The 14,542-nt window shown below is 43.9% G+C and carries 16 protein-coding genes; 5 read left to right on the forward strand and 11 right to left on the reverse strand.

Annotated elements, in window-relative coordinates:
- Window positions 1-54 precede the first annotated feature (54 nt).
- Window positions 55-429, forward strand: coding sequence for a DUF779 domain-containing protein (locus tag ACZIX4_RS01110; RefSeq protein WP_463333770.1), 375 nt, complete (start codon window positions 55-57; stop codon window positions 427-429).
- 130 nt (window positions 430-559) lie between these two features.
- Here ACZIX4_RS01110 and ACZIX4_RS01115 read toward each other — a convergent pair whose 3' ends face one another.
- The 4 genes from ACZIX4_RS01115 to ACZIX4_RS01130 all read right to left on the reverse strand — a co-directional run bounded on the left by ACZIX4_RS01115 (window position 560) and on the right by ACZIX4_RS01130 (window position 3,486).
- Window positions 560-1,279 (reverse strand): head GIN domain-containing protein, encoded by a 720-nt coding sequence (locus ACZIX4_RS01115; RefSeq protein WP_463333771.1) that lies wholly within the window; start codon window positions 1,277-1,279, stop codon window positions 560-562.
- A 65-nt stretch (window positions 1,280-1,344) separates the two neighbouring features.
- Window positions 1,345-2,394: a DUF4097 family beta strand repeat-containing protein gene (locus ACZIX4_RS01120; protein WP_463333772.1), complete on the reverse strand. Its 1,050-nt coding sequence runs from the start codon at window positions 2,392-2,394 to the stop codon at window positions 1,345-1,347.
- Window positions 2,378-2,935 carry a hypothetical protein gene (locus ACZIX4_RS01125; protein ID WP_463333773.1) on the reverse strand — a complete coding sequence of 186 codons (558 nt, stop codon included), beginning with the start codon at window positions 2,933-2,935 and terminating at the stop codon, window positions 2,378-2,380. The genes ACZIX4_RS01120 and ACZIX4_RS01125 overlap by 17 nt, the downstream gene beginning before the upstream one ends.
- Window positions 2,935-3,486, reverse strand: coding sequence for an RNA polymerase sigma factor (locus ACZIX4_RS01130; protein ID WP_463333774.1), 552 nt, complete (start codon window positions 3,484-3,486; stop codon window positions 2,935-2,937). Before ACZIX4_RS01130 ends, ACZIX4_RS01125 begins: the two co-directional genes overlap by 1 nt.
- 176 nt (window positions 3,487-3,662) lie before the next feature.
- Between ACZIX4_RS01130 and ACZIX4_RS01135 the strand changes: the two genes are divergently transcribed.
- The gene (locus ACZIX4_RS01135; protein WP_463333775.1) at window positions 3,663-4,157 is read left to right on the forward strand and encodes a DUF6646 family protein; all 495 of its coding nucleotides are present in this window, start codon (window positions 3,663-3,665) and stop codon (window positions 4,155-4,157) included.
- A gap of 202 nt (window positions 4,158-4,359) precedes the next feature.
- Here the strand turns inward: ACZIX4_RS01135 and ACZIX4_RS01140 are convergent, their stop codons facing one another.
- The 3 genes from ACZIX4_RS01140 to gcvT all read right to left on the reverse strand — a co-directional run bounded on the left by ACZIX4_RS01140 (window position 4,360) and on the right by gcvT (window position 8,377).
- A complete protein-coding gene (locus tag ACZIX4_RS01140; protein WP_463333776.1) occupies window positions 4,360-5,070 on the reverse strand; it encodes a YebC/PmpR family DNA-binding transcriptional regulator in 711 nt (236 codons plus the stop codon).
- Between the two features lie 71 nt (window positions 5,071-5,141).
- Window positions 5,142-7,178: a S41 family peptidase gene (locus ACZIX4_RS01145; protein ID WP_463333777.1), complete on the reverse strand. Its 2,037-nt coding sequence runs from the start codon at window positions 7,176-7,178 to the stop codon at window positions 5,142-5,144.
- A 116-nt stretch (window positions 7,179-7,294) separates the two neighbouring features.
- Complete coding sequence (gcvT, locus tag ACZIX4_RS01150; RefSeq protein WP_463333778.1) at window positions 7,295-8,377, reverse strand: glycine cleavage system aminomethyltransferase GcvT; 1,083 nt, start codon at window positions 8,375-8,377, stop codon at window positions 7,295-7,297.
- Between the two features lie 160 nt (window positions 8,378-8,537).
- On the opposite strand from gcvT, the gene ACZIX4_RS01155 reads away from it, so the two are divergent.
- Both ACZIX4_RS01155 and ACZIX4_RS01160 read left to right on the forward strand, forming a co-directional pair.
- Entirely contained in the window at window positions 8,538-9,089 is a 552-nt protein-coding gene (locus ACZIX4_RS01155) for a hypothetical protein (RefSeq protein ID WP_463333779.1), read from the forward strand.
- Window positions 9,067-9,765, forward strand: a complete 699-nt coding sequence (locus ACZIX4_RS01160; RefSeq protein WP_463333780.1) for a hypothetical protein — start codon at window positions 9,067-9,069, stop codon at window positions 9,763-9,765. Before ACZIX4_RS01155 ends, ACZIX4_RS01160 begins: the two co-directional genes overlap by 23 nt.
- Before the next feature lie 61 nt (window positions 9,766-9,826).
- Here ACZIX4_RS01160 and ACZIX4_RS01165 read toward each other — a convergent pair whose 3' ends face one another.
- Window positions 9,827-11,395 (reverse strand): L,D-transpeptidase family protein, encoded by a 1,569-nt coding sequence (locus ACZIX4_RS01165; RefSeq protein ID WP_463333781.1) that lies wholly within the window; start codon window positions 11,393-11,395, stop codon window positions 9,827-9,829.
- 157 nt (window positions 11,396-11,552) lie between these two features.
- Here ACZIX4_RS01165 and trxA point away from each other — a divergent pair, with 157 nt between their 5' ends.
- A complete protein-coding gene (gene trxA, locus ACZIX4_RS01170) occupies window positions 11,553-11,855 on the forward strand; it encodes a thioredoxin (protein WP_463333782.1) in 303 nt (100 codons plus the stop codon).
- Between the two features lie 94 nt (window positions 11,856-11,949).
- Here the strand turns inward: trxA and ACZIX4_RS01175 are convergent, their stop codons facing one another.
- The 3 genes from ACZIX4_RS01175 to ACZIX4_RS01185 all read right to left on the reverse strand — a co-directional run bounded on the left by ACZIX4_RS01175 (window position 11,950) and on the right by ACZIX4_RS01185 (window position 14,362).
- Window positions 11,950-13,017 (reverse strand): agmatine deiminase family protein, encoded by a 1,068-nt coding sequence (locus ACZIX4_RS01175; RefSeq protein WP_463333783.1) that lies wholly within the window; start codon window positions 13,015-13,017, stop codon window positions 11,950-11,952.
- Window positions 13,017-13,391, reverse strand: coding sequence for a four helix bundle protein (locus ACZIX4_RS01180; protein ID WP_463333784.1), 375 nt, complete (start codon window positions 13,389-13,391; stop codon window positions 13,017-13,019). The genes ACZIX4_RS01175 and ACZIX4_RS01180 overlap by 1 nt, the downstream gene beginning before the upstream one ends.
- Before the next feature lie 95 nt (window positions 13,392-13,486).
- Window positions 13,487-14,362, reverse strand: a complete 876-nt coding sequence (locus tag ACZIX4_RS01185; RefSeq protein ID WP_463333785.1) for a carbon-nitrogen hydrolase — start codon at window positions 14,360-14,362, stop codon at window positions 13,487-13,489.
- Window positions 14,363-14,542 lie beyond the last annotated feature (180 nt).

Consider the following 14,542-nt stretch of genomic DNA (forward strand, 5'->3'; position numbering starts at 1 on the left):
TTGAATACAGGCTGCCCCTCATGGTGGCCTGTTTTTTTATTAATATGATTAGTTATGTACAAAAGGATAGAAGCTGACGAAAAGGCGATAGCTTTAATAAACGAACTGAAAGGCCGTTATGGCGAACTAATGTTCCACCAGAGTGGCGGGTGCTGCGACGGCAGCCAGCCCATGTGTTTTGAAAAAGGCGACTTTAAATTGGGCTACAGCGATGTATGCCTGGGCGAAGTAGAGGGCTGCGAATTCTGGATGAGTAAAGACCAGTTTGAATACTGGCAGCATACCCACCTTACCCTTACTGCGGTAGACGGGCGTGGTGCAAGCTTTTCACTGGAAATACCACTGGGCAAGCGCTTTATTATAGATTCCCGGTTGTATACTGAGGAGGAGCGTGCCGACCTTACGCCGCTGCATTACATTGAAGATTAAAAATCAAAAAGCATCGGGTATCAGGCCGATGCTTTTCTTACGGCTGTTACCAGCCGGCTAACCTAAAACTTGTATATGAATTGGTTTAACCTTTTTCGCTTCAATCAAAAAAGGTTAAACCATTTTTATATTAAAAAACACTGAAGGTTCCGTTACCGGTACGCATAAGGTCCTGTCCTTCGGGCTGTCCGCCAAAAGCTATGGTGCCGTTTCCGTCCAGCCTGCCTTTAATGGACTTACTGCTCGATACCTTTATGTTACCGCTTCCGGTAAGCTGTACATCGGCAGTAAGGCATTCTACATCGGCTGCTGTTATGCTGCCGCTGCCTGTAAGCTTACACGACAATATACCCGAAGTACCTTTCACCTTCACATTGCCCGAACCTATAACCGCTACCTCGGTATCTTTGTTATAAACTTCGAATGTAAGGTTACCCGAGCCATTCAGCAGGAATCGTACTTTATTGCGTATAATGTTTTTAGATGTAATGCATCCCGAACCTACAAGGTGTACTTCAGTAAGCAGGGAATACGGTATGCGTATTGTAATCTTGCTGTACTTAGAAGGTGCTACTTTATAGCCCTTTTTCAGTACTACGTTAAGTGTATTGTCTTTAGTTGAGGTTTCTATAAGCGGCATCAGGTTATCTGCACCCTGTATACTCAGTTTCTGGGCGGTATCTTCGGTAAGTACCACTTCAAAAGGCCCGTCTACTTTCAGTTTTTCAAAAGAACCCGTATTGCGCTCTTCCGTTACCTTGTGATTTGAGGGGGCTATGGTGGTGCCCTCCTGTGCTGCTGCGGTTAGGGAAAAGAATATCCCTGCAACCCATAACATTGCGTTTTTCATAACTGCTCGTTTTTATGATTGATAAATAAATGATGATTGATGATGATATTTAAAAGCAGGGGTGATTAATTCCTGCTTATCCTTATTTCTCCGTATTCTGATTTGGCATATACCTTACAGTTTCCTTCTCCGGCTTTGCTTGTACCTACATAATGTGCCCTGATGTCTTTCTCTGTTTTTTCAGAGAAGTTCAGCAGCTCCTTGCCGCTAAGCCCGCCATATTCGGTATTAAACTCAAAGCTGAATGCTGTTTCGGGTGCAAATCCCAGCCTAATGTCGCTATAGGTACCGTTTACCACTATACTGCGAGCGCCATTTGCAATGCTCTTTACATTCACATTGCCGTAGTTTACCGAAGCATTCAGCAGGTTGTCTATCCTTCCGCATTTAAAGCCGCTGTAATTCGATTTCAGGTTGATAATATTACTTGAACCTACAGTCAGGTCGCCATAATCCATATCCAGGCTCAGTGTACGTACTTCATCTGCTTTGATGTTAGAATAGTCGCAGTTAGCGGTAATTGTCCCTGATTTACCGATGTTCATATCGCTATACTGCATCCTCAGGTTCATGTTTTTGATATAATTTACCCTGCTGCCGTTAGCGTATTGAAGGTCAAGTTTATTCGTATCGCCATTAGCTTCGTCAATGGTGATGTTGCCGTATTGCAGGTCAATGTTCATACCGCCGTATATTTTGCCCAGCTTTATGCTGCCGTATTGGTTGTTAAGGCCCAGGGTACCGTTTTTAGGGATGCGTATGGTGTAGTTTACCTCCATGCTGGTTTTCCCCCTAACGTTGCCAAAGCGTGTCATTGCGTTCACCAATGCCTTTGTAGCGTCAAACTCCACATCTATGCTGTTCAGCCTTTTTACCACATCGTCTTCATTGTTACCGCTTACGGTGATAACCACTTCAATTTCAGTACGGTCCTGGTCCCATGTAGTAACGGCTATGTTCCCGAACTTATTGCCCACCTGTAGGCCTGCATTACTGTTTACTGCAAAGCCCTTTTCTATCTTCTTCTCTTTAGTATACTTACCCTTTATTATGCCCGCCGAGAGCCCCAGCGGAAGCAACAGGAATAACAAGGTTAGTTTATAGATTGTTTTCATGGTACGTTTCTTTAATTTTTTTGATGTTTTCTATTTGTGTAAGCACTTCCTCCAAAAATGATATCCGTGTTTGCAGGTTGGTTATCATCGCATGGATTATTTTTTTGTTTTCGCCTTTTTGCTCCAGTTCGGCCAGCAGCTTGTTATAATCTTTTTCAAGCTGGTCCATTTGCACCAGTGCATCGGCTACGAGCCTTTTTGTCTCAGGCGAATTTTCCTTTTCTACCTGAGCCAGCTCTTTTTTAATTACGGTATTAAAATATTCCTGTGCCTCGCGGTTTTTTGGCGACATGCTGTTGTATGCCAATTCAGCATCGGTAGGGCGGTTCATAAACATAAACGCAAGCCCCATAATCATGGCTATCATGGCCGCAGCAGGCACGGCAATCCAAAGGAGGCCTTTTTTCTTTTTTTCGTCATTGCCTTCCAGCTTTTGCATAAAACGGTGGTGGTGCCCCAGTGCGGGTTCCTCGGTATCCCATTGCCCGTTCATGCCGCCAAAAAGGTGGTCAAGTTCATCGTGTTTTTGTTCTTCTTTCATTATCCTCTCAGTTTTTTAAGCAGGCTTTCCTTTGCCCGGCTTATGGTGGTACGGCAGTTACCCGGGGTAATAGCCATTATTTCACAAATCTCTTCCTGGTCGTAACCTTCTATGTACAGCAGGGTAAGTACAAGGCGGTAACTCTCTTTAAGGCTTTGTATGGCAGCGCCTACCTGCTGTACCTGCATACTCTGGAAATCTATTTTGGCTTCTTCCTTGTAGCCATCATCTTCCACTTTATACAGTATGTCGTCCAGCGGTGCGGCAGCTTCCTGGTTTATTTTTTTGTAGCTGTCCAGGCTGTGGTTAACCACTATGCGCTTCAGCCAGGCACCAAAAGCTACTTCACCACGATATGCCCCTATTTTTGTAAACGCCTTTAAAAAAGCCTCCTGCATTACATCTTCGGCCCAGTGTACATCTTTCACTATACGCAGTGCAGTATTGTACATCGCTTTATAATAGCGGTTGTACACTTCAAACTGCGCACTGCGATTGCCCTCCCTGCACAGGGCCACAAGCTGGTCGATATTCTGGTTTGGTACCGTCAATGTATGCGTTATAGGTTTTGATATAATGACTGCTGTGTAATTCTTATTGTTACAGTAGCCTGCTAAAAAAGTTACAAAAAAATGATGATGATTTTATATCCTAAAGCCAAAAGCCTTGTTTTTGTTGGCTTTTCGGTGTAAATTTACACGTATAGTATTACTAATTTTTTTTTAGGATGAAAAAACTTTTACTTCCTGTAGCACTTGTATTTACCACGCTGGCCGGCGCACAGGTTTACCATGGAAAAGGCGATACCAAACTGCAAATAGGCTTTAATGCCCAGGATGATGCCAATGGTATTACTGGTACGGTAGATTTTGGCCTTGGCAAAAACCTGTCGTATGGTTTTTCGGCTACGTATTTGCTGAATGCCGAAAACGGAGGCGTTGAAGATCCTGATTTTGGCGACCGTGCCGATTTTAAAGCAAGGCTGAATGCTAATATAGGCGATGTATTAGGAATAGGGGATAAGGTAGATGTATACCCCGGCCTTAATGTTGGCCTGCGTAACTTTGGCGGGCACGTGGGTGCACGTTACTTCTTTACCGAAGGTTTCGGGTTATATTCTGAAATTGTATTTCCGTTTGCCCGCTATGACAGCGATGTAAATGGGTATGATTACTTCAACAACCAGTTTACTTTCCAGGTAGGGGCATCATTTAATTTGTAGAAGTTATTTTGTAGACAGTTTTCACATTTTACTTTGATAGCGCGGATTTGTAATCCGTGCTTATTGTTGAGGCACGGATTACAAATCCGCGCCATCTAGTTTTAGACCTAATGTCGAATGACTTTGAGAAATACATAAAATAACAAAAGGCTGCCGATTGGCAGCCTTTCATTTATAATTCAAATTTATAATTTAAAATAAATTATTCCTGCATAGTGTGGTACACGTTCATTACGTCGTCGTCTTCCTCTATTTTTTCAAGAAGTTTTTCCACATCAGCTACCTGGTCTTCGGTAAGCTGCTTTGTAACCTGAGGTATCCTCTCAAAACCTGAAGAAAGGATTTCTATGCCGCGGTGCTCCAGTTCTTTCTGGATTGAACCAAAGCTTTCAAACGGCGCATACATCATGATACCGTCTTCATCGGCAAAGATTTCTTCCACACCAAAGTCTATCATTTCCAGTTCCAGTTCTTCTACATCCTGGCCTTCAGCCGGTATACGGAAGTTACAGGTATGGTCAAACATAAACTCTACCGAACCTTGTGTACCCATGGTACCGTTGCACTTGTTAAAGTAGCTGCGGATGTTTGCCACAGTACGGTTGTTGTTATCGGTAGCGGTTTCTATAAGTATGGCAATGCCGTGTGGTGCATAGCCTTCAAAAAGTACTTCTTTAAAGTTAGCTGTGTCTTTATCAGATGCTTTTTTAATGGCACGCTCTACGTTGTCCTTAGGCATGTTAGCTGCCTTGGCATTTTGTATTACCGCCCTTAGCCTTGAGTTGGTTTCAGGGTTTGGCCCGCCTTCCTTAACGGCCATCACTATATCTTTACCTATACGTGTAAAGGTTTTGGCCATGGCAGACCAACGTTTCATTTTCCTGGCTTTCCTGAATTCGAACGCTCTTCCCATAATGATTATTTATTTGGAGCACAAAAATATAATTATTCGCGCTTTTTGCCAAAACAAAACCGCAGGCTTTTTTATTGCTTTTTATACATGCTGAGGTCGTGCAGTATGTTGATGCCCTCATACACGTACGGGTCAGTTTTAATGCCCTTTATTTTAAAGTCGTTTACTGTTTTTACAAAATCTTCACTGCCCTGTGGGGTATAGCTGCCCGTTACGGTAATGCTGCTTTCTTTTTCGGCGGCTTCTTTAATGTCTTTGTACAAACCATCGGTACTGTGTACCTGGTCGTATACGGCCGTAAAAGTTACAGGCAGTTTCCTTCTGTCATCGTTATACAGCAGGTTAATACGCTCATTAAGGCTGGCTATGGTAGTAAAAGAAGCATTACTGCCTACGCGGTCTTTACTTTTAAATATCGCTTCATTAAGCGGCTGGATAGGCAACTTTGAATAACGCAGGTGCACGTCTATAGAATCGTTTTTAAGCGCATTCGGCATGCCTTTTTCGCGTGGCAGTATCGGGCTGAAGAGCATAGGAAGTTCCACATCGGGCAGTATGCCAGTGTACTGGCTGCTCTTGCCGCTTACACGGTAAAAACGGTCTATGGTAATTTTTATAAAGTCATTGTTGTCATTTTCTTCAATGGGGATTATGTTTTGCATAGAAGCCTTGCCGTGGGTAGGGCTGCCCGCTATAATACCACGGTTATAATCCTGTATTACCCCGGCAAAGAACTCACTCGCAGAAGCGCTGAACGCATTAACCAGCACTACCAGTGGCCCTTCGTAAATCATGCCGCGGTTGTAGTCGCGCACGGTGTTGTATTTCATCTGGCGGTCGGTAAGCACTGCCACCGGGCCGTAGTTGATGAACATGCCACACAGTTGTATTACTTCGTCCATAGAACCGCCGCCGTTGTATTGCAGGTCTATGATAATGCCTTTAATATCTTGTTTTTTAAGCTTAATTACTTCGGTAGCCACATCGGCAGCACAGCCACTGCCATCGGGGTTATCGTAATTGGTATAAAAACTCGGTATTTTTATGTAACCGTACTTATCATTACCATTGCCCAAAACATAGCTGTACACCAGGTTTTCATCGTCTTTCATTACCTCTTTTATAAGGGTAACAGTGTACAGTGTGCCGTCTTTTTTGCGCAGGGTAAGGTCTACATTGCGGTAGGTGTCGCTGCTTACAATGCTGTTTATGGCATCCATAGACGAGCACGATACAATATACTCGTTGTTGTTAGATGCCAGCTTAATAATCTTGTCGCCTTTCTCTATTTTTTTTGTGTTGAAAGCCGGGCCGCCGGGTACTACTTCGTCTATTACAATTTCCTCGTCATCAGTCTGGCTTACGTACAGGCCCAGTGTATAGCTTTGGGTGCTGATGGTCGATACAAACGAAGCTTTTTCATTATAATTAAAATAGGTAGAATGCGGATCGAAATACGAGCAGAACACACTATAAAATCGGTTATAAATGCTGTTTTCAAAACCCTCAGGTGGCGACAGCAGGTTATCGGCACGGCACAGGTAGGTTTCCAGTACCTTATGCTTGGTGGTTTCAAAAAGCGCGGGCAGCTGCTTAGTTAGTGAGTCCTTGTTTTTGCTCAGTTCGGCTATATCTTCCAGTATGTCGTAGGTTATTTTTTTACGCAGGTAGCGTTTTATGCGTTGCGGATCCTTCACAAACGGGTATACCTTTTTAGAATAAAAAATGGTATCCTTAGTATTGTAGGTAAGTGTTTCGGCTGCTATTTCCTCAATAAATTTTTTATTGCGAAGCAACGCAGCACGATAGGTGTTTATAAACCCATCAAAAAAAGAGCATTTCTGCGATTTAATATAATCGTCTATGCTGGTTTTGTGGACAAGCATACTATTGTATTCATCTTCGGTAAAAAGGATATGGTTATCATCAAGCTGGTCGATAACCGTATTGAATGCATACACCGAAAGGCTGTCGTCCAGCGGCTTTGGGCTAAAATGCTTTTCCTGCATCAGGGTATTGATGCGCGCAAAAATGCGGCAGGCATTCCGGTTGTCCTGTGCGGCAACAGCAGCCGAAACAAACAGTATCAGCAGTACGTATTTCTTCATAATAAGGCTTGATATATCTCAAATATAACCAAAATTAAGCGGGGTGTAAACGGCTTTAACTAAAAAAGCCGTTTCCTTTAGCAGAAAACGGCTTATAGCAGGTATAAATTGTATGCCTATTTTTTGTAGAACGGTAGCTTTACCACTTTGGCAGCCACATCATTCTTACGGATGCGGATGAATATTTCGCTGCCTTCAGGAGCAAAAGCCGTTGGTACATAACCAAGGCCGATACCTTTACCAAGCGATGGCGACTGTGTACCCGATGTTACCACACCGATAACAGTACCTTCGGCATCTACAATTTCGTAGTCGTGGCGTGGAATACCACGGTCTATAAGTTCGAAACCGATAAGCTTACGGGTAGCTCCCTCTTCTTTTTGTTTTTTAATGGCTTCGCTGTTGGTAAACTCTTTGGTGAATTTGGTAATCCAGCCCAGTCCGGCCTCTATTGGCGATGTAGTATCGTTAATATCGTTACCGTACAGGCAGAAGCCCATTTCCAGGCGCAGGGTATCGCGCGCGGCAAGGCCTATCGGCTTGATGCCAAAGGCAGCGCCTGCTTCAAATACCTTGGTCCATATAGTTTCTATGTCGCTGTTTTTAGCATAGATTTCAAAACCGCCACTGCCGGTATAGCCCGTAGCCGAAATGATTACATTGTCTACGCCTGCAAAATCTGCCACCTCAAAGTGGTAGTATTTTATGGCAGCAAGGTCTATGGATGTAAGTGCCTGCATGGCCTCAACAGCCTTAGGCCCTTGTATAGCCAGCAGCGAATAGTCTTCGCTGGCGTTGGTCATTTCCACACCAAGGTCATTGTGCTGCGATATCCAGCTCCAGTCTTTTTCTATGTTACTGGCGTTTACTACAAGCAGGTATTCTTCTTCGCCCAGGCGGTACACAATAAGGTCGTCTACAATACCGCCTTCATTGTTCGGCAGGCAAGAGTACTGTGCACGGCCTATGGTAAGCGTAGCAGCGTCGTTAGTGGTTACTTTTTGTATCAGGGCAAGGGCGTTTGGCCCTTTAAGGAAGAACTCACCCATGTGCGAAACGTCAAAAACGCCTACGCCGTTCCTCACGGTTTCGTGTTCTGCATTTACCCCTTCATATTGTACAGGCATATTGTAGCCTGCAAAAGGTACCATTTTGGCACCCAGTTGTTCGTGTATGTGCGTAAGCGCGGTATTTTTCATTTTTTAGAGAATAAAATTTCCGGACGCTAAATTATTGAAAAAATCACAATAAACCCTGTTGAATTTACGATATAACTGTTTTATTGTTCAGTGTTATAAAATACTGTGCCGGTTCGCCAAAGCCTGCGTGCCAATTGCCCAAAATACTTACATTTGTACCATGCGATATATTGTTATTCTATTAGCTTTTATAGGCTTTTCGGCCAAAGCCCAGCAGGTAACCATGCACTGCGGGTACGATTTTACGTCTTACCTGGTGCTTGATGTACATGAAAACGGTAAAAAGGAAAACATAAAAAACCTGAAGATTACTATTGTAGACAGCCTGGGGCGTGAGGTAATCAATGTAGGCAATGTATACAGCTGGAGCCGTGCCAACGAACCCATGCGCTTTAAGCAAAACTATGCCATAGGCGATGATAACAAAGCCTTACCCGAAGGAACAAAGCTTACGGGGAATGAGCGTTGGTTTTTCCCGTATGCGAAGGATAATTACATATTGTCTATAGCCAATACGTTCCCCGCAGACCGGTTCAGCTTTAAGATAGAGGATGTAGACGGCAAGGAAAATGGCGGGCAGTTTAAAACCGTAATACTGCCACTCTATGCCTACAACATGTATGTGTTGTGCAGTAACGACAGCCAGCAGGCAGCTATAAAGTTTGGCCGTAAAATGAACAAACCTGTAGATGTGGTGCTGGAAAAACAGTAATAATTCAACCAATTATAAACAAACCATCCTTACCGCATTGTTGTTGGCATCGTTATTTACTGCCTGTAAAAAGGAAGAAGCCAATGCTGTCAGTATTGCTGTTGATTCAACGGAAGTTGCACCTGCAACCCCGGTTGCTGAAGAAGGAAAAGCCGAGAAGGAACAGCTTGCCCAACTTATCCGTAAAACTATTAAGTGGGCAGAGTCAGGCCAAAGTATTGACTTATTGCCCACTTTCCCTAAGGATTCTATTTGTACAGGATTCGATAAGATAGGGCTTTCTAAAAACCTGATTAAACTGAGAAGTACAGGTTTTTTCTCATCGGAGTTTATTGATAACTATGCGGCAATAATAAATACCCTTGATGAAAAAATAAAGAATAAGCAATTTGACCCTTGGGATATGGGAGAGCTACCGCCGTTCAGTTTTGTAAATGATGTAGACCCTTGGTGTATGTGCCAGGACGACCCGGGTGACTGGAATGATGTTAAAGTAGGTATCACCAGCCTTAAAGGCGACTCTGGCGAGTTTTTCTATTACTTTGGTGATGCTGAACCTAAAGCTGATGAATACAGTTATAAGTTTAATGCAGTGAAAGAGGATGGTAAGTGGAAAATATCCTATATGTGGGGATTTGATTATAAAATGAGCGTTAAAGCAGACGGAGAACTATAAGAAAAAGCCCGTAACCAAATCATCAGGTTACGGGCTTTCATATTCAGGTTAGGATAGTCCTTTATTTAGAGTACATCAGCGTAGCCAGGCTTTCATCCCTCTGGTAAATGTCATCAAAGAAGGCAACGTTACCCTTTTCATCGGCCCAGGCCGTAAAGTAAGTCAGGTATACCGGTATCTTTTTCTTCAGTACATAGCTGTTTTCTTTACCGGCATTCATGGCCTTGTCTACTTTCGCCTCGTTCCAGCCACCGTCTTTTTTGGTAATCATAATAGCCAGTTCACGGGCTTTCTGTACACGCACGCAGCCGTGGCTAAAGGCGCGGTCGTCTTCGCTAAACAGGCTCTTGGCAGGGGTGTCGTGCAGGTAAATGTTGTTCGTATTCGGGAACATGAATTTTACCAAACCGAGCGAATTATCACCGCCCGGCTTTTGGCGTATGTGCTTGCCATTGTAATACTCCATGTTGTGTTTTGCCATGTAATTCGGGTCTTTGGCTATGCCCGGGTTTATTTCCTTTTGTACAATGCTCGGCGGCACGTTCCAGTACGGGCTGAAAACCAGGTAACTCATATTCCCGCTGAATATCACGGTGCGGTTAGCATCCTTGCCCACCACCACATTAGAAATCAGCTCCGGTTTGCCGTCTATGACATAACGCAGCCTGTACGACGGTATGTTTACCGCTATGTATTCCTTTTGTGTGTCAATTGTTGTAGGTATCCAACGGCAACGTTCCATATTCACTGCTATGGTCTTTATACGTTCGTTTACCGGTACGTTCAGTTCTTTTATAATCGATTCCGTTACCTTATTGTTATACGTGCGGAAATGGCTTTTTTCGTATGAAGCCACTGCATCGTTCAGGTCTTTATCGAAAGTGGTGCTTTTACTGTCTTTGGCAAGATAACCTTCTACGGCAAGCCGTGTACGCAGCTGGGCTACAGCATCGCCGCTGTCGCCTTCTTTAAGCGATTTTGTGCCTTCGGGCAGGGTAATGGCAGGCCAACCGCCTTTTTTTTCTATTTCACGGTATTTTTGCAGGCCTTTCTTCAGGTTGTAGTACTGGCTGAAAAGCTCCTTTTTGTCGCCCTTAATTTTCTGAGGCTCCTGCATCAGTGTGTCCAGGTAGGCAACATAATCAGTATGCTGGCGCGGCAGGAACCACCCGGTTTGCTGCCTTTTCTCAGTAGGCAATCCTTCCAGGGTTTTATCAGCCCAATAAAAATACATTGCCGAAATCAGTAATTCCGACTGCACGTTTGGCCGTTCGCCACGCCCTGAATCCTGGAACAAATCGTCAATTGTCGACTTGTAAGGCAATTTGCTCGGAAGGCCTTCATCGTCCAGCTGGTTTACGCGGTTATACAGCACTTCGGCAAATTCTATAAGCCCACGCTTTTCGTGCCATATATAGTGCGGGTGTTTTTTGTACAGCTCGCTTATTTCTTTTTTATACGGTTTGTAATCGGGGTAGCGTTCGTAGAAAGCCGCAAAGCCATTGGTATCCAGTGCTATCATTTTTTCATCATGCTCGTGGGTTTCCACATCGGTACCATCCTTTTTCTTGCACGATGTAATGTTGGCCATCATAAGGCAAAGGGAGGCCATTAAAAATATCTTCTTCATACTGTCGGTTACTTTTTTGATAAATGTAGGAAGAATTCTAATAAAAAATAATCGTACCCCGCAGATTAACGCATAATTAGCACTAATAGCCAAGGCGGTGTTAAAGCAGTTTAGGCGGCCATTTTTATTGCTAACTTTAAATAAAAACTAATGTGCCATGGAAAGATTTCAAACGCTTATTAACGGTGCCACGCCGGTACTGGTAGACTTTTTTGCTACCTGGTGCGGTCCGTGCAAAATGATGTCGCCCATACTTACCGAGGTAAAGGAAACCCTGGGCGATAGCGTAACCATAATTAAGGTTGACGTAGACAAGAACCAGGAACTTATGGCAAGCCCGCAATTCCAGCTGAGGGGCGTACCCACGCTGATGCTGTTTAAAGAAGGAAAAATACTTTGGAAACAGGCAGGTGTTGTGCCTAAGGAAGAAATTGTAAGCAGGATAAAAAGCGTACAATAGCCATTTATGATTTCAGATTTTAGATTTCAGATTCCACTCATACGAAAAATCCGAGTGTAGTTCAATCTGAAATCTAAAATCTTAATTCTGAAATCTACAAAGGCTCCTGCTGGCTAAGGCAATGGAAGCTGCCAAGTCCCCAAATGAGGTCGGTGCTGTCTATGCCTATAACCTCGCGGCCTTTAAAGCAATCTGTTAGTATATCAAGCGCTTTCTTATCATTAGCATCATCACGGAAAGTAGGTACAATCACGCTTTCGTTTGCAATATAAAAATTAGCATACGATGCAGGCAGCCTCTGGTCTTCCCAAATCACTGCTTTTGGCATAGGAAGCTCTATAATGTTCAGCTGCTTGCCATCCTGAAGGCGCATACCTTTCAGCAAATCAAGGTTTTCCTGAAGCAGGTGGAAGTTGTCGTCGTTTTTATCTTCTTCAACTACAGTAACTACAGTATCTTCATTTACAAAACGGGTAATATCGTCTATATGCCCGTCGGTATCATCGCCCACAATACCGTCGCCCAGCCAAAGGATGTGCTCCACACCGTAGTATTCGGTAAGGTATTCCTCTATCTGTTTTTGGTTCAGGTGCGGATTACGGTTTTCGTTAAGCAAACATGCAGTGGTGGTAAGCAAAGTACCTTTACCGTTAAACTCCACGCTACCGCCTTCCATAACAATATCGGCATTAAAAACTTTAAGCCCTAATGCCTCACCTATACGGGTAGGTATAACATCATCCAGGTCAAACGGGGGGTACTTACCACCCCAGGCATTATAACCCCAGTCCACAACCGCCTTTTCGCCTGTTTCGCGGTTTACCACAAAGGCAGGGCCGTGGTCGCGGCACCAGGCATCGTTAGTAGGGTGGAAGTAAAAGGTAACTTCACTAAGCTTAGCACCCGGTACCAGTGGCAGGTAAGCATCCAGTTCGTTCTGGGCAAACTGTTTCATAGCTTCATTGGCTACGTTAATGCATACCTTTTGGTGGCGGCTTACCTGTAGTATAAACTCGCAGTACGGTTTATAAATGGTGTGCAGCTTGCCTGGCCAAGATTCCTCTTTATGGGGCCAAGAAAGCCATAACGCACGCTGGGGTGCAAATTCGGCAGGGAAGTGAAACCCTAATGACTTTGGAGTTTGTCCTGTATGTATTGCCATTAATTTTTATTTGGCTTCAGCGATTTTTTCAGGGCCTTGGTGTGGTTTAACAACAGGTAAGACTCTGTATACAGCTCGCTGAAGATTTCCGGTGATATATAATTTCTTCGTTGTGCCTTGTGCAGGCAGCAGACCACCTCTGAAATGGACCTCATAGAGTACGCAAGGTACTTCCTGAAATCCTCGTTAGACTCTTCGGCCATGCCTTCCGATATAAGGAAGGCGATGTTGTCTGCGGCTTTTGTAATGTGTGTTTGCAGACTGTACAGCTCATTAGGCGGGAAGTCTATGGATATCTTATGGATGCGTTCACCATAATCCATAGCCTGATTCCACACCTGTAGGCGCTCAAATTTAAAGTGCGTAATTTCCATGTGTATTTTACTGGTTTTGACAGTACAACATTACTAAAAAAAACACTCTAATTATGTTAATTCCGCACACAAATGCAAAATGTCACCATTTTTACCTATTCCCCGTCCAGGTATCTTTTGGTAATAGGCTGGTAACTATCTATCCTGCGATCCCTTAAAAACGGCCAGTGCGTACGGTAGTGGTCGGTAAGTTTTGTGTCAACTTCCACTACAGTTGTAACTTCGCTTTCATGATCTGCAAGATACATAAGTGTACCTTGTGGGTTGGCTACAAAACTGCCGCCCCAAAACTTCATGGCGCCGTCCTGCTCAAAACCTACACGGTTTACACTTACCACGTGTACGCCGTTTGCCACGGCATGGCTGCGTTGTATGGTTTGCCATGCATCATACTGTTCTTTATTGGTAGCCTCATCCTGGTCTGTAGCCCAACCGATGGCGGTAGGGTAAAACATAATTTCGGCGCCCATAAGTGCAGTAATACGGCTTGCTTCCGGGTACCATTGATCCCAGCAGATAAGGATACCTATTTTGGCATATTTCGTTTGGAATACCTTGTAGCCAAGGTCGCCCGGGGTAAAGTAGAATTTCTCGTAAAAGGCAGGGTCATCCGGTATATGCATTTTGCGGTATTTGCCCAGGTAGGTACCGTCTGCATCTATAACAGCTGTGGTGTTGTGGTACAACCCTTCGGCACGCTTTTCGAATAACGATGCTATAATAACCACATTAAGCTCTTTAGCTACGGCGCTTAGTGCATCGGTGCTTGGGCCCGGTATGGCTTCGGCCAGCTTAAAGTTTTCATAATCTTCCACATCGCAAAAATAAAGCGAAGTGAACAGCTCCTGAAGGCATACGATTTGTGCGCCCTGTGCAGCAGCATTGCGAATTTCGCGTATAGCTTTGTCCAGGTTTGGCTGCTTTTCTTTTTCGCAGCTCATCTGTACCAGTCCTACTTTTACTTTACCCATTTTGGTTTATTATAAAATTGAGGGGCAAATTTACGCATTTTTTTCGGTTTTGGCATTCGCCCAATGTTAAGCTGTACCTTCATGTAGGAGCTGTATTCGAATTTTAACTCACACGCAAAATATAATGTAAATATCGATGCAAAAAACTAGGTTTTTACCTAATATTTTCTAACGATTGTT

The organism is Flavobacterium niveum, from assembly GCF_055231775.1.